This is a genomic window from Pseudoxanthomonas sp. 97-1-1 (assembly GCF_057773125.1).
Genome location: NZ_JBYMTJ010000002.1, coordinates 211,496 through 234,910 on the forward strand (window position 1 = coordinate 211,496; position 23,415 = coordinate 234,910).

At 66.3% G+C, this 23,415-nt stretch carries 21 protein-coding genes; 15 read left to right on the top strand and 6 right to left on the bottom strand.

Going from position 1 to position 23,415, the window contains the following annotated elements; genetic code table 11:
• The first annotated feature begins 12 nt into the window (after window positions 1–12).
• Window positions 13–2,115 carry a peptidase domain-containing ABC transporter gene (locus AC3DET_RS08160; RefSeq protein WP_488391715.1) on the top strand — a complete coding sequence of 701 codons (2,103 nt, stop codon included), beginning with the start codon at window positions 13–15 and terminating at the stop codon, window positions 2,113–2,115.
• 85 nt (window positions 2,116–2,200) lie between these two features.
• Here AC3DET_RS08160 and AC3DET_RS08165 read toward each other — a convergent pair whose 3' ends face one another.
• Complete coding sequence (locus AC3DET_RS08165) at window positions 2,201–3,895, bottom strand: alkaline phosphatase family protein (RefSeq protein ID WP_488391301.1); 1,695 nt, start codon at window positions 3,893–3,895, stop codon at window positions 2,201–2,203.
• A 141-nt stretch (window positions 3,896–4,036) separates the two neighbouring features.
• On the opposite strand from AC3DET_RS08165, the gene AC3DET_RS08170 reads away from it, so the two are divergent.
• Both AC3DET_RS08170 and AC3DET_RS08175 read left to right on the top strand, forming a co-directional pair.
• Window positions 4,037–5,314, top strand: coding sequence for a dicarboxylate/amino acid:cation symporter (locus AC3DET_RS08170; protein ID WP_488391302.1), 1,278 nt, complete (start codon window positions 4,037–4,039; stop codon window positions 5,312–5,314).
• Window positions 5,311–5,742 carry a GNAT family N-acetyltransferase gene (locus tag AC3DET_RS08175; protein ID WP_488391303.1) on the top strand — a complete coding sequence of 144 codons (432 nt, stop codon included), beginning with the start codon at window positions 5,311–5,313 and terminating at the stop codon, window positions 5,740–5,742. Before AC3DET_RS08170 ends, AC3DET_RS08175 begins: the two co-directional genes overlap by 4 nt.
• Here AC3DET_RS08175 and AC3DET_RS08180 read toward each other — a convergent pair.
• The 3 genes from AC3DET_RS08180 to AC3DET_RS08190 form a co-directional block, all read right to left on the bottom strand.
• Entirely contained in the window at window positions 5,739–6,605 is an 867-nt protein-coding gene (locus AC3DET_RS08180; RefSeq protein WP_446538672.1) for a bile acid:sodium symporter family protein, read from the bottom strand. The two genes, AC3DET_RS08175 and AC3DET_RS08180, sit on opposite strands and share 4 nt — an antisense overlap.
• 168 nt (window positions 6,606–6,773) lie before the next feature.
• Window positions 6,774–7,547: a C40 family peptidase gene (locus AC3DET_RS08185; RefSeq protein ID WP_488391304.1), complete on the bottom strand. Its 774-nt coding sequence runs from the start codon at window positions 7,545–7,547 to the stop codon at window positions 6,774–6,776.
• Between the two features lie 119 nt (window positions 7,548–7,666).
• Window positions 7,667–8,224 (bottom strand): C40 family peptidase, encoded by a 558-nt coding sequence (locus AC3DET_RS08190; protein WP_337731148.1) that lies wholly within the window; start codon window positions 8,222–8,224, stop codon window positions 7,667–7,669.
• An 83-nt stretch (window positions 8,225–8,307) separates the two neighbouring features.
• On the opposite strand from AC3DET_RS08190, the gene AC3DET_RS08195 reads away from it, so the two are divergent.
• From AC3DET_RS08195 to AC3DET_RS08220, 6 genes are all read left to right on the top strand, one after another.
• Window positions 8,308–8,787 carry an FKBP-type peptidyl-prolyl cis-trans isomerase gene (locus AC3DET_RS08195; protein ID WP_192201576.1) on the top strand — a complete coding sequence of 160 codons (480 nt, stop codon included), beginning with the start codon at window positions 8,308–8,310 and terminating at the stop codon, window positions 8,785–8,787.
• Between the two features lie 113 nt (window positions 8,788–8,900).
• Window positions 8,901–10,148 carry a DUF418 domain-containing protein gene (locus AC3DET_RS08200; protein ID WP_488391305.1) on the top strand — a complete coding sequence of 416 codons (1,248 nt, stop codon included), beginning with the start codon at window positions 8,901–8,903 and terminating at the stop codon, window positions 10,146–10,148.
• 19 nt (window positions 10,149–10,167) lie between these two features.
• A complete protein-coding gene (locus AC3DET_RS08205; RefSeq protein WP_488391306.1) occupies window positions 10,168–11,418 on the top strand; it encodes an NAD(P)/FAD-dependent oxidoreductase in 1,251 nt (416 codons plus the stop codon).
• Window positions 11,415–12,770 carry a glutathione-disulfide reductase gene (gorA, locus tag AC3DET_RS08210; RefSeq protein ID WP_488391307.1) on the top strand — a complete coding sequence of 452 codons (1,356 nt, stop codon included), beginning with the start codon at window positions 11,415–11,417 and terminating at the stop codon, window positions 12,768–12,770. Before AC3DET_RS08205 ends, gorA begins: the two co-directional genes overlap by 4 nt.
• Window positions 12,771–12,806: 36 nt before the next feature.
• Window positions 12,807–13,583: an N-formylglutamate deformylase gene (gene hutG / locus AC3DET_RS08215; RefSeq protein WP_488391308.1), complete on the top strand. Its 777-nt coding sequence runs from the start codon at window positions 12,807–12,809 to the stop codon at window positions 13,581–13,583.
• A gap of 10 nt (window positions 13,584–13,593) precedes the next feature.
• Window positions 13,594–14,577, top strand: a complete 984-nt coding sequence (locus AC3DET_RS08220; RefSeq protein WP_488391309.1) for a DMT family transporter — start codon at window positions 13,594–13,596, stop codon at window positions 14,575–14,577.
• Window positions 14,578–14,590: 13 nt separating this feature from the next.
• On the opposite strand, the gene AC3DET_RS08225 is transcribed toward AC3DET_RS08220, so the two are convergent.
• Window positions 14,591–15,733 (bottom strand): carboxylate-amine ligase, encoded by a 1,143-nt coding sequence (locus AC3DET_RS08225; protein WP_488391310.1) that lies wholly within the window; start codon window positions 15,731–15,733, stop codon window positions 14,591–14,593.
• Between the two features lie 117 nt (window positions 15,734–15,850).
• Window positions 15,851–17,740, bottom strand: coding sequence for a DNA topoisomerase IV subunit B (gene parE, locus AC3DET_RS08230; protein ID WP_192201568.1), 1,890 nt, complete (start codon window positions 17,738–17,740; stop codon window positions 15,851–15,853).
• A gap of 280 nt (window positions 17,741–18,020) precedes the next feature.
• Between parE and AC3DET_RS08235 the strand changes: the two genes are divergently transcribed.
• The 6 genes from AC3DET_RS08235 to ispD all read left to right on the top strand — a co-directional run bounded on the left by AC3DET_RS08235 (window position 18,021) and on the right by ispD (window position 23,414).
• Window positions 18,021–18,272 (top strand): hypothetical protein, encoded by a 252-nt coding sequence (locus AC3DET_RS08235; RefSeq protein WP_192201567.1) that lies wholly within the window; start codon window positions 18,021–18,023, stop codon window positions 18,270–18,272.
• Between the two features lie 141 nt (window positions 18,273–18,413).
• Window positions 18,414–20,075: a CTP synthase gene (pyrG, locus tag AC3DET_RS08240; protein WP_488391311.1), complete on the top strand. Its 1,662-nt coding sequence runs from the start codon at window positions 18,414–18,416 to the stop codon at window positions 20,073–20,075.
• Between the two features lie 152 nt (window positions 20,076–20,227).
• Window positions 20,228–21,061: a 3-deoxy-8-phosphooctulonate synthase gene (gene kdsA, locus AC3DET_RS08245; RefSeq protein ID WP_337731140.1), complete on the top strand. Its 834-nt coding sequence runs from the start codon at window positions 20,228–20,230 to the stop codon at window positions 21,059–21,061.
• Between the two features lie 17 nt (window positions 21,062–21,078).
• On the top strand, window positions 21,079–22,365 hold the full coding sequence (gene eno, locus AC3DET_RS08250) for a phosphopyruvate hydratase (RefSeq protein ID WP_192201564.1): 1,287 nt from the start codon (window positions 21,079–21,081) through the stop codon (window positions 22,363–22,365).
• Window positions 22,366–22,368: 3 nt separating this feature from the next.
• A complete protein-coding gene (gene ftsB / locus AC3DET_RS08255) occupies window positions 22,369–22,719 on the top strand; it encodes a cell division protein FtsB (RefSeq protein WP_192201563.1) in 351 nt (116 codons plus the stop codon).
• Window positions 22,719–23,414 (top strand): 2-C-methyl-D-erythritol 4-phosphate cytidylyltransferase, encoded by a 696-nt coding sequence (ispD, locus tag AC3DET_RS08260; RefSeq protein ID WP_446538658.1) that lies wholly within the window; start codon window positions 22,719–22,721, stop codon window positions 23,412–23,414. Before ftsB ends, ispD begins: the two co-directional genes overlap by 1 nt.
• The last annotated feature ends 1 nt before the right edge of the window (window position 23,415 follow it).

A 23,415-nucleotide genomic window follows, 5' to 3' on the forward strand; every position in this document is an offset into this window, starting at 1 on the left:
GAGTTTTCTAAAGTGAGAAAACTTGTCCAGTCCGAAGCTGCTGAGTGTGGTCTTGTTGCACTGGTCATGGTGCTAAGGGCAAATGGGCACGAGACAAGTTTGTTGGAGTTGCGCCGTCGCTTCTATGTCTCCCTCAAGGGTGCAAAACTCAGTCGCCTGATCGATATCGCTCAGCAACTCGGTTTCTCCACCCGCCCACTGCGGCTGGACATGGAAGATCTGGGCAAGCTCAAGTTGCCCTGCATCCTGCACTGGGATCTCAACCACTTCGTCGTATTGGCGAAGGTAGGCAAGTCGAAAATCACCATCCTCGACCCTGCAGTGGGCGAACGGAAGCTTTCGCTCGCCGAGGTCTCTGATCACTTCACTGGCGTTGCGCTGGAACTGACGCCTACCGCTGAGTTCAAGCCGCAGAATGCGGCACCCGCCGTGACGGCTCGGCAGCTTACGGGTCCGGTGCGCGGCCTGTGGCGCGCCCTGGCGCAGATCCTGCTGCTGTCCGTGGCCCTGCAGGTCTTCGTGGTGCTGGCGCCGTTCTACATGCAGTGGGTCGTGGACCAGGTGTTGGTCTCCGCCGATCGCGACCTTCTGACCGTACTTGGAATTGGCTTCGGACTGGCACTGGTCCTGCAGATCGGCATTAGCCTGCTGCGCGGCTGGTCCGTGGTCTACCTGTCGTCCCGGTTGGGCCTGCAATGGATGGGCAATGTGTTCGCCCATCTGCTCAAACTGCCGCTGGACTACTTCGAGAAGCGCCACCTCGGCGACATCACCTCGCGAATGTCGTCGGTGCAAGCCATCCAGCGCACGCTGACCACCAGCTTCGTCGAGGCCATCATCGACGGCCTGATGGCCATGGTCACCCTGGGGCTGATGCTTTTCTACAGCTGGAAGCTGGCCTTGGTAACGTTGCTGGCCATGATCCTTTATCTTGGTATCCGTGCCATCGCGTATCGGCCCGTCCGCGACCGCACCGAGCAACAACTGGTGGCTGGTGCCAAACAGCAGACGCACCTGCTGGAATCGTTGCGCGGCATGCAGAGCCTGAAAGTCGCAGGCGAGGAGTCGCAGCGCCGCAGCACCTACGACAACCTGATGCACGACACCGTCAACCAGGAGGTCAGGCTGGCGCGCATGGGCCTTGGCTTCAACAGCGCCAGCCAACTCGTGTTCGGTATCGAACGCATCGCAGTGATCTGGATCGGCGCCACGCTCGCGCTGCAGAACGTGTTCTCGGTCGGCATGCTGATCGCCTATCTGGCTTACAAGGACCAGTTCGCCGGACGCATGGCAGCCCTGATCGACAAGTGGATCGAGTTCCGCATGCTGCGTCTGCATGGCGAACGCTTGGCCGACATAGTGCTGACGCCGCCGGAGGAGCAGGCCGCCCAGCCAGAAGTGTTGCCCCCGGCCAGTACCCGGATCGAGGCGGAGAACCTCTCGTTCCGCTACGGCGACGGTGAGCCATGGGTGTTGAAGGACTGCAGCTTCACGGTCGAGGCGGGCGAATCGGTGGCGATCGTCGGCGCCTCCGGTTGCGGCAAGACCACGCTGGTCAAGGTGCTGCTGGGCCTGTTGCCGCCCACGGAGGGCATCGTTCGGGTGGGCGGGCACGACCTGCACAAGATCGGCCCGCGTAGTGTCCGCACCCTCGTCGGCGCTGTCATGCAGGACGACCAGCTGTTCGCCGGCAGCGTGGCGGACAACATCAGCTTCTTCGATCCGGAGATGGATCAGTGCCGCATCGAGCACGCGGCGAGACTGGCGGCGGTCCATGACGAGATCGCGGCCATGCCGATGGGCTACCACAGCCTGATCGGCGACATGGGCAGTTCGTTGTCGGGTGGGCAGAAGCAGCGCGTGATCCTGGCCCGGGCGCTGTACCGCAATCCCAAGCTCCTGTTCCTCGACGAGGCCACCAGCCATCTCGACGTGGTGAAGGAGCGGTTGGTCAACGACGCGGTCAAGGCCCTGAGCCTGACCAAGGTGATCGTCGCCCACCGTCCCGAGACCATCGCCAGTGCCGACCGCGTGCTGATGATGGAGCAGGGTCGCATCGTGCAGGAGATCAGGCCTCAGCGGCCAGCGCCGGACACCGTAGCCGTACCTGCTTGAACTGCGGCGGCGCCTCGGGGCAATCGCTTTTTGGCAGTGGAAGCACATCGTGTCCCGGATGCCTCCACGCAGACCGGTCCAAGATCTACTTCTTCTCGAAATCCACCGGGCTCGGCAGCTCCACCGGCACGCCATTCGCATCGCACGTACCCGCCGCGCACAGGCGCGCGCGCAGCTTCGGGGCGGCCTGCACGATGACGTGGTAGATCGCGTTCTGTTCCAGCGTGCCGCGGAAGGCGTCGCTGCCTGGACCGATGGCCCAGATGCCGACGTCTTCGCCGCCGTGTGATTCCGACTTCAGCGGCACCAGGGCTTCCTGCAGGTAGTCGGGATGCTCGGTATCGACATGGCTCAGGTCCGGCCGGCCTTCGGACGGCTCGACGCTGCTGGGGGAATGCAGGAAATGCTTCGGCCCTGCCGGCTGGCGGTTGCTGGCGCCGGTGTAACCGGGACCATTGGCGTACGTCAGCGTGGTGAACGTCATGCCGGTCTGGTCGCGCGCGAGGTCGCCGGGCGTGTCGTCTTCGCCGCCCTGGCCGCGCACCTTGCCCAGGATCGGATTGCCGCGCACGGGATAGCCGACGAAGTTGAGCGTGTGCGAATGATCGGCGGTGACCACGATCAGCGTGTCGTCGCGTGAAGTGGCCTCTGTCGCGGCGCGCACGGCATCCGACATCGCGACGGTTTCATCGAGCGCGCGATACGCATTGCCGTAGTGGTTGGCGTGGTCGATGCGCGCGCCTTCCACCAGCAACACGAAGCCTTCCGGATTGCGCGAGAGCGTGCGGATCGCGGCGCGGGTCAGGTCGGCGAGCGAGGGTTCGCCCTGGTCGTCCTTGCGACGGTCGTGCTCGAACTGCATGTGGTCGTACTCGAACAGGCCCAGCAACTGGGGCGCATCCGCGGCGGCTTCCAATTGCTGGGTGTTCCAGGCATAGGCACCCTGCGGATGCGCCTGTTGCCACTCGGCGACCAGGTTTCGGCCGTCGAGGCGCTGGCCGACCTTGTCGTCTTCTTCCGGATCGCGCACGTCCACGGGCAGGAACTCGCCGCGCCCGCCACCCAGTACCACCGACGGGCCATGTCCGAAGCGTGCGGCGGCCAGCAATTGCTGTGCAATGTCCTTGCAGCCGGCGTCGGTCGCTTCCGCTGGCAGGTCGCTGTCGTTTTCCCAGTCGCGATGCGAGACATGCGCGTAGGTCGCGGCGGGGGTCGCATGCGTCACGCGGGCGGTGGTGACGACACCCGTCGCCAGTCCCGCGCTGTCCGCCAGCGTCAGCCAGCTGAGCAGGTCCTTGCTGCCGTCGGGCGTGCATTCGCCCTTGCGTCCGGCCGACACGCCGATGGCGCCCATGTGCGACTTCACGCCCGTGGCTACCGCCGTCATCGTGCCCGCGGAGTCGGGGGTCTGCGAGTCGGTGTTGTAGGTCTTGCTGAAAGCGGTGTGCGGGAAGCGCTCCCAGCTCAGCAGGTTCTCCTCGCCCGGCATGCCCTTGCGCTGGCCCTCGAAAATGCGCGCGGCGGCCACCGTGGTCAGGCTCATGCCGTCGCCGAGGAAGACGATCACGTTCTTCGCACGTCCCTGCATGGCGCCATTGGCTGCGGCCCTGGCGGCACCGCTGCGGTACCACCATTGCGGTGTCTCGCCCTGCGGGTGCGCGACGGGCGGGACGTCGACGGCGAGCGGGGAGGGAGTGGCGGGCGAGGTGCTGGCGCAGCCGGCGAGGACGGTGAGCCACGCCAAGCCAGCGAACGGCGATACGAGGGAACGCAGGAACATGAGGAGCCGTGTGGAGGACAGTCGGCCCATTATGACGGTCGCGCAGTGTCCTGTTCATGACACCCGGCATTCCGTCGGCATGGTCGCCCCGCGCGGAGCCATGGGCTAAGGTGTCGCGTCCGTTTTTGTGAGTCGCGGTGGATGAGTCTGGTCTCGGCCTGGTTGAGGATTCCGTTCTGGCAGCGCGTCGTCGCCGGCTTCATGCTGGGCGCGCTGGCGGGATGGTGGCTGGGACCGGCGGCCGGGGTCTGGCTCAAACCCCTCGGCGACCTGTACGTCACGCTCATCAAGATGATCGCGGTGCCGCTGGTGTTCTTCGCGGTCATCAACGCCGTCTCCAGCCTGCACGGGCAGAAGTCGGTCGCTGCGCTGGGCGGACGCACGTTCCTGTGGTTCGCGATCACGGCGGCGATGGCCGTCTGCGTGGGCCTGGCGGTGGGCTGGGTAGTGCAGCCCGGCAAGGGCCTGACCGGTTTGATGATGGCGCCGGACTATCAGGTACGCGAAGTGCCGACGCCGGTGCAGGTGCTGCTGGACATCGTGCCGTCCAATCCTTTCAAGGCGCTCACCGAGGGCAAGATCCTGCAGGTGATCTTCTTCGCCGGCCTGCTGGGCTTCGCCCTGGTCAAGCTGGGCGAACGCAGTGCGGGCCTGCGCAAGCTGGCCGGCGAGGCCAGCGACACCATGGTGCAGGTCACGCGCTTCGTGCTGGAGATGACGCCGCTGGGCACGTTCGGCCTGATCGGCGCGCTGGTGGGCACATACGGTTTCGAGAAACTGTTGCCACTGGGCAGCTACATCGGCGCGCTGTACCTGGCATGCGCGCTGCACATCGTCGTCGTTTACGGCAGCCTGCTGCTGGCGCACGGATTGAACCCGTGGAAGTTCTTCCGCGGCGCCGCGCCGGGCATGCAGGTGGCGTTCGTCAGTTCGTCCAGCTTCGCTTCGATGCCGGTCGCGCTGCGCAGCGTCACCCACAATCTGGGCGTGGACAAGGACTATGCCGCGTTCGCGGTGCCGCTGGGCGCCAGCATCAAGATGGATGGCTGCGGCGCGATCTATCCGGCATTGACTTCGATTTTCGTGGCCCAGTACTTCGGCCTGGACCTGTCGGTGAACCAGTACTTCGTCATCCTGCTGGCCTCGGTGCTGGGCAGCTTCGGCACGGCCGGCGTACCCGGCACGGCGACCGTGATGGTCACGCTGGTGCTGAGCGCGGCCAACCTGCCGCTGGAGGGCATCGGCTTGCTGGTGGCGATCGACCGCATCCTGGACATGATGCGCACGATGACGAACGTGACCGGCCAGATGCTGGTGCCGGTGCTGGTGGCGAAGGAAACCGGTCTGCTGGATCGCGAAATCTACGAAAGCGCGTCGAGCAATGTCGGCCTCGGGGATGATGCCGCCTCGACGCCATGAATGCCGATGCGATCCAACTAGTGGATTCCTTCCCCGACGTAGCCACCCATCGTCGGCTCCGGGTCGAAGCAGGACTGTCGCCCAAGACGCAGGAAGCCGCCGAGCGCGGCCTTGCCAACACGCTGTACGGCGTCAGCCTGGTGAAGGCGGGTGACGTGATCGGCATGGGGCGCGTCATTGGCGACAACGGCACGGTGTTTGCCGTCGTGGACATCGCCGTGCGGCCCGATCATCAGGGCCAGGGGCAGGGCAAGTGCATCATGGCCGCCCTGGATGCGTGGCTGCGCGCGAATGCGCCCGCTTCCGCCTACGTCATGCTGATCGCCGACGGTGACGCCAGACACCTCTACAGCCGGTTCGGGTTCGCCGAAACGGCGCCCGCCTCGGTCAGCATGGCCTATGTGGCCGATGGCCGCCGGGGAGCCTAGGCGGTTGCGGCCTTGTCCCGCGATACCCACCACGCGAACACGCCCGCCGTGACGAACATCAGCAGGCTGTAGACCGCCGCCGGCACCGAGATGGTCGCGTTCTGCAGCACGTTGAGTGCGATGAAGATCGCCAGCGTGCCGTTGTGGATGCCGATCTCCATGGCGATGGCGATGGCCTGCTTCTTCGGCAGGCGCAACGCCAGCGGCGCCGCATAGCCGGCGCCCATGCTGATCAGGTTGAACAGCAGGCAGGCCAGCCCGACGATGGCGAAGTAGGTGGTCAGCGTCTTCCACTCCTGCGCCACCGCCGCGACCACCAGCAAGGCCAGCACCAGCACCGACAGCAGGCGGATGGGCTTCTCGGTGCGCGCCGCGAACCCTGCGGCCTTGGCGCGGATGATCATGCCGAGGGCAACCGGCAGCAGGATGATGGCGGCGACTTCGACGACTTTCTTCGTCGGTGGCGGCACGTACTGGCCTGCGCCGAGGAAGTACTCCAGGGAAAGGTTGAGGATCACCGGCAGCGTCAGCAGGCAGAGCAGGCTGTTGATCGCGGTCAGGGTGATGTTCAGCGCGACATCGCCGCGCGCGAGGTGGCTGTAGATGTTGGCGGTGGCGCCACCGGGCGAGGCGGCCAGCAGCATCAGGCCCACCGCGAGTTCCGCAGGCAGACCGAAGCCCAGGGCCAGGCCGAACGCGACCCAGGGCAGTACCAGCGTCTGCAGGGCGAGACCGATCAGCACGGCGCGCGGATAGCGCGCCACGCGACGGAAATCCTCAAGCGTCAGTCCCAGCCCGAGGCCCAGCATGATGATGCCCAGGGCCAGCGGCAGCAGCAGATTGGTCAGCAGTGATGCCTGCATCGCGTACGACTCCCCTTCGGCGCGAAGAAACGGGATGCGCGGTAATGGCGCAATCGTCGGAGGATGGAGGCAAGCCGGCGAGCGATGCAAGCTGCGGCGCACAGAAGATGGAAAAGAGGAAGGCCGCGCGGGGCGGCCTTCTTCATCGTTGCTCTGGCATCCGTACGGTCACATCGCGACGCGACGCGCACTCAGGTAGCGGTTGGCCCAGTAGCCGGTGAGCAGGCTGTCCACCCGCACATCCTTGCCACGACTGGGCGAATGCAGGAAGCGGCCTTCGCCTACGTAGATGCCTACATGGTTCACCCGGCCCTTCAATCCGAAGAACACCAGGTCGCCCTGGCGCAGTTCCTCGCGCGCGCCGACCATTTCCGCGTCGGCCTTGGCGGCCATGTCGCGGGACACGCGCGGCAGCTCGATGCCCAGTGCCGTGCGGAACACATAACCGACCAGGCCGCTGCAATCGAAGCCGCTGTCGGGCGACGTGCCGCCCCAGCGGTAGGGCGTGCCCATCAACGCGAGGGCGCGCTGGAGGACCACCTGTACCTTGCCTCCCTGCTGTTCCTGCGCCACGACGCCTTCCTTGCTCAGGTCGTACGCGGCCAGCAACTTGCTGATGTCGCCGGCCACCATGGCCGAGCGGTCGACCAGCGGCAGCGTATCGCTGGCGGCCAGACGCGGGAGCAGGGCGGAGAGGGTGGCGGTGGCGGCCTCGGCGGCCTTTTCCTTGACGCTGGTGGTGACGGATTTGGCGGCCGGGGCCACCACCACATCACTGGACGCCGGCGTTGACGCGGCGTCGACGGTGGCCGGGGCAGTCTGGGCCTGCACCACGGCGGCCATGGTGCACAGGCCAAGGCCCACAAGAAGTCGGGAAACCCTCCGCGGCAGGCGGTGGGTGGCGGCAGGCTGGCCTGTTGGCAGGTCGTCGTCGGTCGTCACGCGCGGGATGGGTTTAACAAGTCAGGGGCGATAATGCCGGCTGATCGGAGCGATTTGGTTCAGAAATCGTTATTTATTTGTTAATTGTGAACGTTCCGCGTCACAGACTTGACCGATTCCTAACGAAGGACGCGTTTCGCGCCGCTGTAATGGTCCCGCCAGTAGGGGCCGTCCAGATGATCGAGCCGGACCGTACCGCCCGTACTCGGGGCATGCACGAACCGGCCTTCACCGACGTAGATCCCCACATGGGTCACGTTGCCGCGACTGCCGAAGAACACCAGGTCTGCGGGCGCCAGGCGGCGTGGTTCGATCCTGGGTCCCTGCACCTGCGCCAGTTCCCGCGACGTGCGCGGCAGACGCACATCCAGCATGTCCCGATAGACGTAGGTCACCAGGCCGCTGCAGTCGAAGCCGGATTCCGGCGTGTTGCCGCCGTACCGGTACGGCGTGCCGACCAGGCCGATGGCGCGCATCAGGACCGAAGTGGCGGCGGCGGGATCGTCGGCCTGCACCACCGGCCAATCGCGTTGCGCGTGGGGCGGTGGCGATTTGCGGACCTGGGGCTTGGAGCCGCCACAGCCGGCCAAGGCGATCAGACCGGCGCAGAGCAGGAGGACGGCCCAGCGCCGAAGTGGCGCGGGCAGGGTCAAGCCGGGATAATGTCGGGCCTTCATCGCGGCGCATCTTCGCCGCATTCCCTTGCGGTCCACAAGCCGCGCCCGTCCTGCCCGCCGGCAGGCCCCGTCCAGAGTCCCGCATGAAAATCGCAAAAGACAGCGTCGTCCGTTTCCATTACACCGTGTCCGAAGCCGGCCAGGAGCCGATCGAAAGCTCGAAGGACCGCGAGCCGCTGGCGATCCTGATCGGCCACGGCAACATCATCCCGGGCCTGGAGACCGCGATGCAGGACCGTGAAGCCGGCGAGAGCTTCGGGGTGGACGTGGCTGCGGCCGACGCCTACGGCGAGCGCCGTGACGGCCTGAGCCAGCGCGTGCCCAAGAAGCACTTCGGCAACCAGCGCCTGGTGCCGGGCCAGCAGGTCGTGCTGCAGACCAACTTCGGCCCGCGCGCCGTGACCATCCAGAAGGTCGGCATGAGCGTGGTGGACGTGGACCTCAATCATCCGATGGCAGGCAAGGACCTGCACTTCGACGTGGAGATCGTTGAAGTGCGCGAAGCCAGCGCCGAGGAACTCGAGCACGGCCATGTGCACGGCGACGGTGGTCATCACCACTGATCCACGGCATGCCTGCTTCCAGAACGGCCCGCGAAAGCGGGCCGTTTCTTTTGGCTGCGCGGGATCCCGGGCAGCGCATGGTCTAATCGGAGCGAAGACATCAGGGGATGGGAATGGCGGCGACGATCACCGATAACCTGGCGCCCATCGCGGTGGCCGAACGCATCGAAGCGATGGACGTGCTGCGCGGCTTCGCGCTGCTGGGCATCCTGCTGATGAACATGGAGGGCTTCGTGGGGCCGGTGATGGCGTCGGGCACCGGCCTGGACCCGACGCTTGCGGGGATCGACCGCATCGTCGACCTGCTGGTGTATGTGCTGGTGCAGGGCAAGTTCTACACGCTGTTCTCGCTGTTGTTCGGCATGGGCTTCGCGATCATGTCGCAGCGCGCCGAGCTGGCGGGCCGGCCGTTCGCCGGCGTGTACTGGCGACGGGGCCTGGTGCTGCTGGCCTTCGGCGTGATCCATGCCCTTTTCATCTGGGCCGGCGACATCCTGATGATGTACGCGCTGTGTTCCTTCCTGCTGCTTGCGTTCCGGCCAATGCCATACCGCTGGTATGGCGGCCTCGGCCTGGTCGCATATGCCATGCCGATCGGCTTCATGTTCCTGATGGGAGGCATGGGGTCGCTGTTGGACGGCACAGAGGGCTGGGACAAGGCGATGACCGAGATCGGCACGCAGATGCGGGCGCTGATCGACAGCGAGCGCATCGCGTACGGCAGTGGCAGCTATGCCGATGCCACCTGGCAGCGCCTGAAGAGCACGGGCATGGCGCTCAGCAACATCACCATGTTCGGCTTCATCGCGTTCGGCCTGTTTTTGCTGGGCGCCTGGTTCGTGCGCAGTGGCGCCATCGCGCGGCCCGGAGAATTTCCGCGCATGTACGCGACCCTGCGCTGGGTGGCATGGCCGCTGGGGTTGCTGTCCATGCTGGGTTCGGTGGCGCTGGAACCGACGATGGATTTCGCCACGTTCAACCTGCGGGTGTCCACGGCGTTCACGCTGCAGATGCTGGCGAACCTGCTGATGTGCCTGGGCTATGTGGCCTGGGTGATGCGTGCGCTGGCCTCGGCGCCGTGGCAACGGCCGTTCGTCTGGCTGGCGCCGGCGGGGCGCATGGCGCTGACCAATTATCTGATGCAGTCGCTGGTGTGCACCTGGATCTTCTACGGCTATGGCCTGGGTCATTTCGGCCAGTTGCCGCGTGCATGGCAACCGGTGTTCGCGGTGGTGCTGTTCGGCCTGCAGGTGGCGTTGAGCCGGCTCTGGCTGTCGCGGTTCCGGTTCGGTCCCGTCGAATGGCTGTGGCGTTCGCTGACGTACGCGGAGCTGCAACCTTTGCGGCTTCGCGCAGGGTGAGAGCGACTAGACTGACAGGGTGGATATTCCCAGCGACGACGTCCTGATCATCGGTGGCGGTGCCATTGGCCTGGCGACCGCGCTGGCACTGCTCGAAGCAGGCCGGGGCGTGCGCGTGCTGGACGCCGCCCGCGTCGGCGGCGGCGCCTCGCATGGCAACTGCGGCACCATCACGCCCAGCCACGCGCCACCCCTGGCCGCGCCGGGCGTGGTGGCACAGGCATTGCGGTGGATGTTCACGCCGGATGCGCCGCTCTACCTCAAGCCCCGCGTCGATCCCGCGCTGTGGCACTGGCTGCTGCGCTTCGCCGCCCGTTGCAACCTGCGCGACTGGCGTCGCAGCACGCAGGCGCGTGCCGCATTGCTCAATGATGCGCGGGTCCGGCTGACGGACTGGGTAGGCCGCTATCGACTGGAGTGTGAGTTCGAGGAGGAAGGACTCGACTACGTGTTCCGCGATCCACGCAGATTCCAGCGGTACGTGGATGAATGCGCGGCACTGGCGGAGTTCGGCATTGCCACGCAGGTGTTCGGCGGCAAGGATTACGAGCGCGAGGAGCCCGCCATGCTGCCTGGTGTCGCGGGCGCCATCCGGTTTCCCGGCGATGCGCGGCTGCGTCCGGACCGTTATGTGGCGGAACTCGCGCGCGCGGTGCGCGAGCGCGGGGGTGTCATCGAAGAACACTGTCGCGTGGAAAGGCTGGAAACGACTTCCACCGGCGTGCGGCTGGCAACGACGCAGGGCACGCGCGCGGGACATGACGCCGTCATCGCACTGGGAGCCTGGACGCCTGCGTTCGCGCACACGCTGGGATTGAAGGCGCCCATCCAGCCAGGCAAGGGTTATTCGATCACCTACGCACGGCCTCTGCGCGTGCCGCGTCACCCGATGGTGCTGAAGGATCGCTCGGTCTGCGTGACCGTGTGGGAAAGCGGCTTCCGGTTGGGCAGCACGATGGAATTCTCGGGCCTCGACGACACCCTCAACGAGACGCGGCTGGCTGCTCTCGAACGCGGCGCGCGCGAGTTCCTGCGTGAGCCCTTCGGTGCCGAAGTGCTCGAGCGCTGGTACGGGTGGCGCCCGATGACGTGGGATGATCTTCCGTTGCTGGGGCGCGCGCCCGGCCATCGTCACGTGTGGATGGCGGCGGGCCACGGCATGCTCGGCATCAGCATGAGCACGGCGACCGGCCAGCTGATGGCCGACCTGATGACGGGCCGCACCCCGGCTCTCGATCCCTTGCCCTACCGACCGGAGCGATTTGCATGAAGCCGCAGGAATTCGACCTGATCGTGTTGGGGGGCGGCTCGGGCGGCCTGGCCGGCGCATTCCGCGCGGCGTCGCATGGTGCGAAGGTGGCGTTGCTGGAACCCAGGGAACTGGGGGGCACCTGCGTCAACGTGGGCTGCGTACCCAAGAAGGCGATGTGGCTGGCGGCCGAACTGTCGCAGAAGATCGCCTTGGCATCATCGCTGGGCTTCGATGTCTCGCCGCCCACGCTGGACTGGAAGGAGTTCATCGTCCATCGCCAGCGCTACATCGCCGGCATCCATGCCAGCTATCGCAAGCGGCTGGATGAAAGTGGCGTGGTGCTGATGCCTTGCCATGGCCGTTTCAGCGACGCGCACACCGTGGTCAATGCAGACGGCGTGGCGCTGCAAGGCAGGCAGGTGCTGATCGCGACAGGGGGCCGGCCATCACGACCGGAGATTCCTGGCGCTGGGCTCGGCATGGTCTCGGATGATTTTTTCAACCTGTGCGCGGCGCCTCCCCGCGTGGCGATCGTGGGCGGTGGTTACGTCGCGGTCGAGCTGGCCGGCGTGTTGCAGGCGCTGGGCAGCCAGGTGGAACTTTTCGTGCGCGGCCAACGGTTGTTGGACGGCTTCGACGAGCAGATCACCGCGGAGCTGGCGGATGACATGCGCCAGCACGGGGTGCGTCTGCATTTCGGACATGCCGTGGCAGCGCTGGAGGAGGCGTCCGGGGGCGGAGTGACGGTATTGGCGGTGGACGGGACGCGCAGCGAGCGCTTCGACGCCCTGATTTTCGCGACGGGGCGAACACCCAACACTTCCGGCATGGGCCTGGAGAAGGCGGGCGTGGCGATCGATGCACGCGGATTCGTCCAGGTGGACGCGTATCAGAACACCTCGGTCGCCGGGATCTGCGCCGTGGGCGACGTGACGGGACAGGCGGCACTGACGCCCGTGGCCATCGCGGCGGCACGTCGCCTGATGGATCGCGTGTTCGGTGGACAGGCCGATGCGAAGCTCGACTACCGCAGCATCGCCACAGTGGTGTTCTCCCATCCGCCGGTCGGAAAAGTGGGTCTGACCGAAGCCGAGGCACGTGCCTGCTTCGGCGAGCAGGTGAGCGTATATGCGACGCGCTTCAGGCCGATGCTGCATGCACTGGCCGATTCGCCGCAGCGCAGCCTGTTCAAGCTGGTCTGCACGGGCGACGACCAGCGCGTGGTCGGCCTGCATCTGCTGGGCGAGGGGGGCGACGAAATGCTGCAGGGGTTCGCGGTGGCGTTGAAGAAGGGCATCACCCTGGCCGACCTGCACGACACGATGGCCATCCATCCCACCAGCGCCGAGGAAGTGGTACTCCTGCGCTGACGCCTGCCCCGGTGGGGGCGGCGATACAATGGCGGCATGGACACCTACACCCTGCATCGCGGCACGGCGCCGCTGCTCATCAGCCTGCCGCACCATGGCACCGCGCTGCCGGACGAACTCGCTGCGCGCCTGACGACCGAGGCACGCCGCGTTCCGGATACCGACTGGCATGTCGCCGAGCTGTATGCCTTCGCGCGCGGACTCGGCGCATCGATCATCGTGCCTGCGTACTCGCGCTATGTGGTCGACCTCAACCGGCCCGAGGATGATGTCTCGCTCTATCCGGGCCAGAACACCACCGGCCTGTGCCCCGTCGTGCGTTTCAGCGGCGAGTCCGTCTACCTGCCGGGACAGGAGCCGACGCCGGAGGAGATCGCGGCACGCGTGGACACCTACTGGCGCCCCTATCATCGAGCCCTGCAGGCCGAGATCGCGCGCCTCCACGAAGCGCACGGGCGCGTCGTGTTGTGGGAAGGTCACTCCATCCTCAGCGAGGTGCCATTCCTGTTCGAGGGTCGCCTGCCGGATTTCAATCTCGGTACCGCCGGTGGAGCGAGCTGTTCGCCGGACCTGCAGCACGCGCTGGAAGGCGTGCTTGCGTCGCAGACGGATTTCAGCTTCGTCGTGAATGGTCGATTCCGCGGCGGCTACATCACCCGCCATTACGCCGATGTCACCCGGGACATACAGGCGGTGCAGCTCGAACTGGCGCAGCTGAACTACATGGACGAAGACAGCTTCGCCTACCTGCCTGAGCGCGCCGCGCGCACGCAAGTGCTGATCCGTCGCCTGCTGGAATGCACGCTGGCGTGAAGCGGTCGCGATGACACAGCCGCAAGCGGAAGACGAACTGGCGCAGCCACTCGACGTGGCACCGGCCGAGGCAGTGGAAGCGCCGCAGGCGCGACCGGGCCTGCACGCGGTCAGCCGCTCCGGCCTGCTGCTCGCCGCCATGGGTGCCATCGCCTTTTCCGGCAAGGCGATCATCGTCAAGCTGGGCTATCGCTACGGTGCCGACGCGGTGACCTTGCTGGCGCTGCGCATGCTGGTCGCGTTCCCGTTCTTCCTGCTGATGGGGTTGTGGGCCGCGCGGCGGAGCGCGGCGCTGTCGAAGGGCGACCTGGGCAGAATCCTGCGGCTGGGTTTCCTCGGCTACTACCTGGCCAGTTTCCTCGATTTCGCGGGCCTGGCCTACATCACTGCCACGCTGGAGCGGTTGATCCTGTACCTCACGCCGACGTTGGTGGCGCTGATCGGCTGGTTGGCGTTCCGCAAGCGCATCTCGCGCAGGCAGGCGTGGGCGCTGGGGGTCAGCTATGCCGGCGTGGCCCTGGCATTTGGCCATGACCTGCAGGCAGGCGGTTCCAACATCGCGCTCGGCAGCGTGCTGGTGTTCTGCAGTGCGCTGGCCTACGCGCTCTACCTCGTTGGCAGCGGTGAGGTGGTGGCGCGCGTCGGTGCGGTACGCCTGACGGCGTACGCCAGCAGTGTGGCCAGCGTGCTTTGCCTGCTCCAGTTCCTGCTGCTCCGGCCGCTCGGTGCGCTGGTGTTGCCGTGGGAGGTGTACGCGCTTTCGTTGGTCAATGGCACGCTGTGTACGGTGTTGCCGGTGCTGGCGGTCATGATGGCGGTGGCCCGGATCGGCTCTGCCCTCGCGGCGCAGGTCGGGATGATCGGGCCGGTGTCGACCATCGTGCTCAGCCTGTTGTTGCTGGGCGAGCCGATGGGTCCGTGGCAGATCGCGGGCACGGTGTTGGTGATGGCGGGTGTTTTCGTGGTGTCGCAGCAGAAGGCCACCGTGCGCTGAGCGCACACACCGGTCACGCGGCGGCGCTTGCGCGCGCAAGCCACTGCACCACATGGGTGAGAGCCTCGGCATGCGTGTCGCCGGCCAGGCGGCGTTCGCGGTGCAACTGCAGTTGACGATGGGCGCTGGTGCCTTCGTCGAGGATGCGCCAGAAGCGATCGATCTGCGGCCTGCATGCCAGGGCGTCGATGTCGCCGGCCAAGGCATCGAGCGTGTTGTCCAGCATCTCACGCACGGATACCAGGCGCAGACTGCCGAGGTCGATCAGCCCGGCATCGAAGCCATAACGCTGCGCACGCCACAGGTTCTCCGCGACCACGGCCTGGTCGCCGGCCCCCAGCTCCGCATGCAGGACCGGCCTGCGCTCCAGGTGCCGTACCAGGCAGCGGAACAACTGCGCGATCGCCAATGCGTCACGCGGGTCGGTACACGCGTCGGTGACACGCAGTTCCAGTGTCGGGAAGGCGAGCGAAGGCCGCAGTGCCCACCACAGGAAGCTCGCATCCGGAATGGCGCGGCCGTCGACCATGCGCTGCACGTAGCGGTCGTATTCCGCCTGGTCGCGGAACAGCGGCGGCAGCCCGGTCCGCGGGATCTCCTGGTAGGCGGTCTGCCGGTATCCCATCAGTCCGGTGGCATGCCCCATCCAGAACGGTGACGATGTGCTGAAGGCCAGCAGCAGCGGCAGGAAAGGTTGCATGCGCGCCATCAGCGCGACGCGCGAGGAAGAATCGGCTGGTTGCACGTGCACATGCAGTCCGCACAGCAGGTTGCGGTGACCGAGCATCTGCAGCTCATCCATCACCTGGTCGTAGTGCGGCTTGTCGGTGCTGAGCTGCCCGCGCCATTGCGCCGAAGGATGCGTGCCGACCGCCAGGATCCCCAGCCCATGCTTGCGCGCAACGCCACTCACGCTGCGACGCAATGCCTGCAGATCGGATTCCGCGTCAGAGGGGTCGTCGTGTACCCGGGTCTGCACTTCGACCTGGGTCTGCAGCATCTCGCTGCCGAAACGGTTCCCCAGCGCGTCGCGGCATTCCTCGAAGAAGCGGCGTGGCATGTGCCGCAGGCGCCGGCCGTTGCTGCGCACGAGGAAGTACTCTTCCTCGAGTCCGAAGGTGTAAGGGTGGGCTTCGTGCGGTGGTGTCTGCGCCATGTCCGCGTTATCTCACCGGGAGGGTGAACGGCATGTTGAACCGCACCCGCCATGGCGCCGCTATCGCGGGTGAAGAGGCCGCAGGTGCGGCCCCGGACAATCGATCGCCGCCGGGACTCAGACTTCGAGGGAAGCCAGGTCGCCCTTCGCTTCCAGCCACGTCTTGCGGTCGCCCGCCCGCTTCTTGGCCAGCAGCATGTCCATCAGGCCGTGCGTCTGCAGGCTGTCGTCCACGGTCAGCTGCACCAGCCGCCGCGTATCGGGGTGGATGGTGGATTCGCGCAACTGGGCGGGGTTCATTTCGCCGAGACCCTTGAAGCGGGTCGTGTTGACCTGGCCGCGGATCTTCTCGCGCTCGATCTTCTCCAGCAGCAGGCGTTTCTCTTCCTCGTCCAGCGCATAGAACACCTGCTTGCCCACATCCACGCGGAACAGCGGCGGCATGGCGACGAACACATGGCCCGCCTGTACCAGCGCCGGGAAATGGCGCAGGAACAGGGCGGCCAGGAGCGTGGCAATGTGGAGGCCGTCGGAGTCGGCGTCGGCCAGGATCACGACCTTGCCGTAGCGCAGCCCGCTGATGTCGTCCTTGCCGGGATCGCAGCCGATGGCGATGGCGAGGTTGTGCACTTCGTCGGAAGCGAGCACCGACGTGCTGGCGACTTCCCAGGTGTTCAGGATCTTGCCGCGCAACGGCAGGATGGCCTGGAAATCCTTGTCGCGCGCCTGCTTGGCGCTGCCGCCTGCGGAGTCGCCTTCCACCAGGAACAGCTCCGTGCGCGACAGGTCCTGGCTGATGCAGTCGGCCAGCTTGCCGGGCAGGGCGGGGCCCTGGGTGACCTTCTTGCGGATGACCTGCTTCTCGGTCTTCAGGCGCGCACTGGCGCGCTCGATGGCGATCTGCGCGATCTTCTCGCCCAGCTCAACGTGCTGGTTCAGCCACAGGCTGAAGGCATCGTGGGCGGCGCCTTCGATGAAGCCGGCGGCCTGGCGCGACGACAGGCGTTCCTTGGTCTGGCCACTGAACTGCGGATCGGTCATCTTCAGCGACAGCACGAAGGCCACGCGGTCCCACACATCTTCCGGCGCCAGTTTCACGCCGCGCGGCAGCAGGTTGCGGAAATCGCAGAACTCGCGCAACGCATCGGTCAGGCCGCTGCGCAGGCCGTTCACATGCGTGCCGTGCTGCGCAGTGGGGATCAGGTTGACGTAGCTTTCCTGCACCAGTTCACCTTCCGGCACCCAGGCCACGGCCCAGTCGACGACCTCGCTGTCCTTCTTCAACTGGCCGACGAAGATGTCCGGCGGCAGCAGTTCGCGGCCCGCCATTTCGCCCCGCAGGTAATCGCGCAGGCCGTCTTCGTAATGCCAGCTGTCGCGCTCACCGCTCGCTTCGTCGAACAGGGTGACATTCAGGCCGGGGCAGAGCACCGCCTTGGCGCGCAGCAGGTGCTTGAGCGCGCGCACGTTGAATTTGGGCGTGTCGAAATACTTGGGATCGGCCCAGAAGCGCACGCGGGTGCCGGTGTTCTTCTTGCCCACGCTGCCGACGACTTCCAGCGGCGAGGCGCGGTCGCCGTTGCGGAAGGTGATGCGGTGCTCGCTGCCGTCGCGCTTGATGTGCACTTCCACCAGGGTGGACAGCGCGTTGACCACGCTGACACCCACGCCATGCAGGCCGCCGGAGAAGGTGTAGTTCTTGTTGCTGAACTTGCCGCCCGCATGCAGCCGGGTGAGGATCAGTTCCACGCCCGGGATCTTCTCTTCGGGATGGATGTCCACCGGCATGCCGCGACCGTCGTCGCTGACTTCGCAGCTGCCATCCTTGAACAGCGTGACTTCGATGCTGCCGGCGTGTCCGGCCAGCGCCTCGTCCACTGCGTTGTCGATGACTTCCTGCGCCAGATGGTTCGGGCGCGAAGTGTCCGTGTACATGCCCGGGCGGCGCTTGACGGGGTCAAGGCCGGAGAGGACTTCGATGTCGGCGGCGTTGTAGCGACTGCTCATGGGGTTTTCAGGTTCTCGGTGCGGCGGCGCGGCGCCATGGACGCCGCAGGATGACGTGATGGTGGGGACAGTCGACCCGAAGGTCGTCGCAGGCCACGCGACGCGCCCTGTTCCCGTCCGGAATCCCGGACCGGGCGGCAGTGTGCGGCCAGTGCGGCTTTTTTGCCATGTTCAGTCCAGGGCCGGGCAGGGCGCAGTACGCTTGCGGTGTGGACATGGAAGCCCTTGCGGGCGCCATCCGGTGCCCCCAGATTCCCGCCATCCCACGAGGAGCATTCCCATGAAGTCGCGCAACCTGTTGCTGCTCTCCGCCGCCGTCGCCGGCGCGCTGTTCGCGGTCCATGCGTTCGCCCAGTCCAAGGCGGGCGCCGATGCCGACAAGCCGAAGCAGGACCAGTCCCAGACCAGTGATCCGTCCGACCCCGACGCCAAGGCGCGCCGCCGTGCCGCCAACGAGGCCGCTGCCAAGCGCAAGGCCGCCGAGGGCCAGCAGAAGAAGGCGGGCGAGGAAGAGGAAGAGCGCAAGCCCTGACCTTCCGCAGATCCGCCGAAACCCTTGCGTCGCAAGGGTTTCGTGGCTCATCACTGATGACAGACGCCCCGCTCCGGCGGGGCGTCGCGCTTCCGGGCGACACGTGTTGCCTGTAGACTATGGCTTTCCGGAGCCCCGCCCATGACTCCCCTGATTTTCGTTACCGGCGGCGTTGTGTCCTCGCTAGGCAAGGGCATCGCCGCCGCTTCGCTTGCGTCCATTCTCGAAGCACGTGGCCTGAAGGTCACGATGATGAAGCTGGACCCCTACATCAACGTCGATCCGGGCACCATGAGCCCGTTCCAGCACGGCGAGGTGTACGTCACCGATGACGGCGCCGAGACCGATCTGGATCTCGGCCATTACGAGCGCTTCGTGCGCACGCGCCTGAGCCGCAAGAATTCCGTCACCACCGGCCGGATCTACGAGAACGTGATCCGCAAGGAGCGTCGCGGCGACTACCTGGGCGCCACCGTCCAGGTGATTCCGCACATCACCGACGAGATCCGCCGCTGCATCGACGAGGCCACCGAAGGCTTCGACGTGGCGCTGGTGGAAATCGGCGGCACGGTCGGCGACATCGAATCGCTTCCTTTCCTGGAGGCCATCCGTCAGATCCGCACCGAGCGTGGTCCCGAGAAGGCCCTCTTCATGCACCTGACGCTGGTGCCGTACGTGGCGGCCGCGGGCGAGCTGAAGACCAAGCCCACACAGCATTCGGTGAAGGAACTGCGGTCGATCGGCATCCAGCCCGACGTGTTGTTGTGCCGGTCGGAGCAGCCGATCCCGGACTCCGAGCGCCGCAAGATCTCGCTGTTCACCAACGTGCCCGAGCGTGCCGTCATCAGCGTGCCGGACGTGGACGTGCTGTACCGCATTCCGATGGGGTTGCACGGGCAGGGCCTGGACGAGATCGTCCTGCGCCAGTTCCGCATCGACAACACGAAGGCGGCGGACCTGTCCGAGTGGGAAGCGGCGGTCGATGCCACGCTCAATCCGCTGGACGAGGTGACCATCGCCGTGGTCGGCAAGTACGTCGACCACCAGGATGCCTACAAGTCCGTGGGCGAGGCGCTCAAGCATGGTGGCCTGCGCCAGCGCACGCGCGTCAACCTCAAGTGGATCGAAGCGCAGGAACTGGAAGGCACCGACATGGCCCTGTTGCGGGGCGTGGACGGCATCCTGGTGCCCGGCGGTTTCGGCGACCGGGGTTTCGAAGGCAAGGTGCTGACCTCGCGCTTCGCGCGCGAGCAGAAGCTCCCGTACTTCGGTATCTGCTATGGCATGCAGGCGGCGGTCGTGGATTACGCACGCCATGTGGCCGGCCTGACGGACGCCAACAGCACAGAGAACGACAAGCAGTCGCCGCACCCCGTGATCGGTCTGATCACCGAATGGCGCACCGCGACGGGTGACGTGGAGAAGCGCGACGAGCGCTCCGACCTGGGCGGCACCATGCGCCTGGGCCTGCAGGAGCAGCGCCTGAAGCCCGGCACGCTGGCGCGCGAGCTCTACGGCAAGGACGTGGTGGCCGAGCGCCATCGCCACCGTTACGAATTCAACAACCGCTACCGCACGCAACTGGAAGACGCCGGTCTGGTCATCGCCGCCAAGTCGATGGACGACCTGCTGGTGGAGATGGTGGAACTGCCGCGCAGCGTGCACCCGTGGTTCCTGGCCTGCCAGGCGCACCCGGAGTTCCTGTCCACGCCGCGCGATGGCCATCCGCTGTTCGTCGGTTTCATCCGCGCCGCGCGCGAGAAGAAGGCCGGCGGCAAGCTGTTGAAGGAAGCGCGGGCTTGAAGGCTTGTTCCTTCTCCCTCCGGGAGAAGGTGCCCCGAAGGGGCGGATGAGGGTACGGCGAAGTCCGGGATGTTCCAGCCTTGCTGATTCCGCCGTACCCTCACCCCAACCCCTCTCCCGGGGGGAGAGGGGCTCTGACCAAAGGTGAATGCATGAAACTCTGTGGTTTTGACGTCGGCCTGGATCAGCCCCTTTTCCTGATCGCCGGTCCGTGCGTGATCGAGTCGATGCAGTTGCAGATCGACGTGGCCGGCCGCCTGAAGGAAATCACCGGCAAGCTGGGGATGAACTTCATCTTCAAGTCCAGCTTCGACAAGGCCAACCGCACCTCCGGCACCAGCTTCCGTGGTCCCGGCATGGAGGAAGGCCTGAAGGTGCTCGACGCCGTGAAGAAGCAGGTCGGCGTGCCGGTGCTCACGGATGTGCACGAATACACGCCGATGGATGAAGTCGCGGCCGTCGTCGACGTGTTGCAGACGCCCGCTTTTCTGGTCCGCCAGACCGACTTCATCCGGAAGGTCTGCGCCGCCGGCAAGCCGGTCAACATCAAGAAGGGCCAGTTCCTGTCGCCGTGGGACATGAAGCCGGTCGTCGACAAGGCCAAGTCCACGGGCAACCAGGACATCATGGTCTGCGAGCGCGGAGCGTCCTTCGGCTACAACAACCTGGTCAGCGACATGCGCTCGCTGAGCGTGATGCGCGATACCGGATGCCCGGTGGTGTTCGACGCGACCCATTCGGTGCAGTTGCCGGGCGGGCAGGGCACCAGCTCCGGCGGCCAGCGCGAATTCGTGCCGGTGCTGGCGCGCGCGGCCGTCGCCGTCGGCGTGGCCGGCCTGTTCGCCGAGACCCACCCGGATCCGGCCAAGGCCCTGTCCGATGGCCCGAACGCGTGGCCGCTGGACAAGATGGAAGCGCTGCTGGAAACCCTGCTGGCGCTGGACGGCATCACCAAGAAGAACGGTTTCCTCGAATCCACTCTCTGAGCTGAGCACACGACACGATGACCCAGATCGCCAAGATCCACGCCCGCGAAATCCTCGATTCCCGCGGCAATCCCACCCTCGAAGCCGAGGTCACGCTGGACGACGGTTCCTTCGGTCGCGCGATGGTGCCGTCCGGCGCCTCGACCGGCACCAAGGAAGCGGTCGAACTGCGTGATGGCGACAAGACGCGTTACCTGGGCAAGGGCGTCCGCAAGGCGGTGGAAAACGTCAACGGCCCCATCGCCAACGCGCTGCATGGGTTCGACGCCACCGACCAGGAAGGCCTGGACCGCCGCCTGATCGATCTGGACGGCACCGAGAACAAGGGTCGCCTGGGCGCGAATGCGCTGCTGGGTGTGTCGCTGGCCAACGCGCATGCGGTGGCGGCGTCGAAGAAGATCCCGCTGTGGCAGCACCTCGCCAACGGCAACGACGTCACCCTGCCGGTGCCGATGATGAACATCATCAACGGCGGTGCGCACGCGGACAACAACGTGGACTTCCAGGAGTTCATGGTGCTGCCGGTCGGTTTCGATTCGTTCGCCGAATCGCTGCGTGCCGGCACCGAGATCTTCCACTCGCTGAAGTCGGTGCTGAAGGGCCACGGCCTGAGCACGGCGGTTGGCGACGAAGGCGGCTTCGCCCCGGACTTCCGCAGCAACGTCGAGGCGCTGGACACCATCCTCGAAGCCATCGGCAAGGCCGGCTACACGGCCGGCGAAGATGTGCTGCTGGGCCTGGACGTGGCCTCCAGCGAGTTCTTCGACAACGGCAAGTACCACCTGGTGGGCGAGAACAAGCGCCTGACCAGCGAGCAGTTCGTCGACTTCCTCGCCGACTGGGCCGCGCAATACCCCATCATCACCATCGAGGATGGCCTGGCCGAGGACGACTGGGCTGGCTGGAAGCTGCTGACCGACCGGATCGGCAAGAAGGTGCAGCTGGTCGGCGACGACCTGTTCGTCACCAACCCGAAGATCTTCAAGGAAGGCATCGAGTCCGGCACCGCCAACGCCATCCTGATCAAGGTCAACCAGATCGGCACGCTCAGCGAAACGCTGGAAGCCATCGCGATGGCGCACCACGCCAACTACGCGTCGGTCGTCTCGCACCGCTCCGGCGAAACCGAGGACACCACCATCGCCGACATCGCGGTGGCCACCACGGCCACGCAGATCAAGACCGGTTCGCTGTGCCGCAGCGACCGCGTGGCCAAGTACAACCAGCTGCTGCGCATCGAAGAAGCGCTGGGCGGCAAGGCGCGCTATGCCGGTCGAAACGCCTTCGTGTCGCTGAAGAAGTAATCCATGCGCAAGGCGCCCTGGTTGCTGCTGGTGCTCGTACTGCTGCTGGGATGGCTGCAGTACAAGTTCTGGTTCGGCGTGGGCAGTTCCGGCCAGGTCGTCGCGCTGGAGCAGCAGGTCGAGGCGCAGAAGCGCGAAAATGCCGGCCTTCAGGAGCGCAACGACGCCCTCGCCGCCGAAGTCGAGGACCTCAAGTCCGGCGAATCGGCGGTGGAGGAGCGCGCGCGCAGCGAGCTGGGCATGATCAAGCCGGGCGAGAAGTTCTACCGCGTGGTCGAACCGGCGGCGCCGACACCGGTCGCGACCAGTGACGAGGCGGGAAGCGACGGTGATGTCGCGGAGCCCGTTCCCTGATGGCCCGCATCTGGGCCGTCGTGCCTGCCGCCGGACGCGGTACGCGCTTCGGCGGCGAGCTTCCCAAGCAGTATCTCGTTGTCGATGGCGCGCCCCTGATTGCGCATACGCTGGCGGCCCTGTTCGCGCATGACGCGGTGGAGGGTGCGGTGGTGCCGGTCTCCGAGAACGACCCGGACTGGCCGCGCTGGACCGAGTTCGCGGGCAAACCGGTGCGCGCCTGTATCGGGGGTGCGAGCCGTGCGGCGTCCGTGCTGGCCGGCCTGCAGTCGCTGCCGGGCGATGTGCGCGCGGATGACTTCGTGCTGGTACACGACGCCGCGCGTCCGAACCTGTCGCTCGCAGACCTGTCGCAGCTGCTGGAACGCGGCCGCAACGATCCGGTCGGCGCCATCCTCGCCGCCCCCGTGCGCGACACGTTGAAGCGTGCGGGCGACGATGGCGGCATCGATGCCACCGAGCCGCGGGAGCGGCTGTGGCGTGCCTTCACCCCGCAGTTGTTCCGCCGTCTGCAGCTGACCCGTGCTTTGGAGGCCGCCACGGCCGACGGTGTGGAAGTCACCGACGAAGCGATGGCGATGGAGCGCCTGGGCCTGCGGCCGTTGCTGGTGGAAGGCTCCGAAAGCAATTTCAAGATCACCACGCCGGCGGACCTGGCGCGGTTCGCCTACGAACTGGCACAACGCGATCGCTGAC

Coding starts and splice junctions, on each gene's coding strand:
- AC3DET_RS08165 (WP_488391301.1), bottom strand. CDS start 3,895: ATGTTCCTGCGTTCCCTCGTATCGCCGTTCGCTGGCTTGGCGTGGCTC.
- AC3DET_RS08170 (WP_488391302.1), top strand. CDS start 4,037: ATGAGTCTGGTCTCGGCCTGGTTGAGGATTCCGTTCTGGCAGCGCGTC.
- AC3DET_RS08175 (WP_488391303.1), top strand. CDS start 5,311: ATGAATGCCGATGCGATCCAACTAGTGGATTCCTTCCCCGACGTAGCC.
- AC3DET_RS08180 (WP_446538672.1), bottom strand. CDS start 6,605: ATGCAGGCATCACTGCTGACCAATCTGCTGCTGCCGCTGGCCCTGGGC.
- AC3DET_RS08190 (WP_337731148.1), bottom strand. CDS start 8,224: ATGAAGGCCCGACATTATCCCGGCTTGACCCTGCCCGCGCCACTTCGG.
- AC3DET_RS08195 (WP_192201576.1), top strand. CDS start 8,308: ATGAAAATCGCAAAAGACAGCGTCGTCCGTTTCCATTACACCGTGTCC.
- AC3DET_RS08200 (WP_488391305.1), top strand. CDS start 8,901: ATGGCGGCGACGATCACCGATAACCTGGCGCCCATCGCGGTGGCCGAA.
- gorA (WP_488391307.1), top strand. CDS start 11,415: ATGAAGCCGCAGGAATTCGACCTGATCGTGTTGGGGGGCGGCTCGGGC.
- hutG (WP_488391308.1), top strand. CDS start 12,807: ATGGACACCTACACCCTGCATCGCGGCACGGCGCCGCTGCTCATCAGC.
- AC3DET_RS08220 (WP_488391309.1), top strand. CDS start 13,594: ATGACACAGCCGCAAGCGGAAGACGAACTGGCGCAGCCACTCGACGTG.
- AC3DET_RS08225 (WP_488391310.1), bottom strand. CDS start 15,733: ATGGCGCAGACACCACCGCACGAAGCCCACCCTTACACCTTCGGACTC.
- parE (WP_192201568.1), bottom strand. CDS start 17,740: ATGAGCAGTCGCTACAACGCCGCCGACATCGAAGTCCTCTCCGGCCTT.
- AC3DET_RS08235 (WP_192201567.1), top strand. CDS start 18,021: ATGAAGTCGCGCAACCTGTTGCTGCTCTCCGCCGCCGTCGCCGGCGCG.
- pyrG (WP_488391311.1), top strand. CDS start 18,414: ATGACTCCCCTGATTTTCGTTACCGGCGGCGTTGTGTCCTCGCTAGGC.
- kdsA (WP_337731140.1), top strand. CDS start 20,228: ATGAAACTCTGTGGTTTTGACGTCGGCCTGGATCAGCCCCTTTTCCTG.
- eno (WP_192201564.1), top strand. CDS start 21,079: ATGACCCAGATCGCCAAGATCCACGCCCGCGAAATCCTCGATTCCCGC.
- ftsB (WP_192201563.1), top strand. CDS start 22,369: ATGCGCAAGGCGCCCTGGTTGCTGCTGGTGCTCGTACTGCTGCTGGGA.
- ispD (WP_446538658.1), top strand. CDS start 22,719: ATGGCCCGCATCTGGGCCGTCGTGCCTGCCGCCGGACGCGGTACGCGC.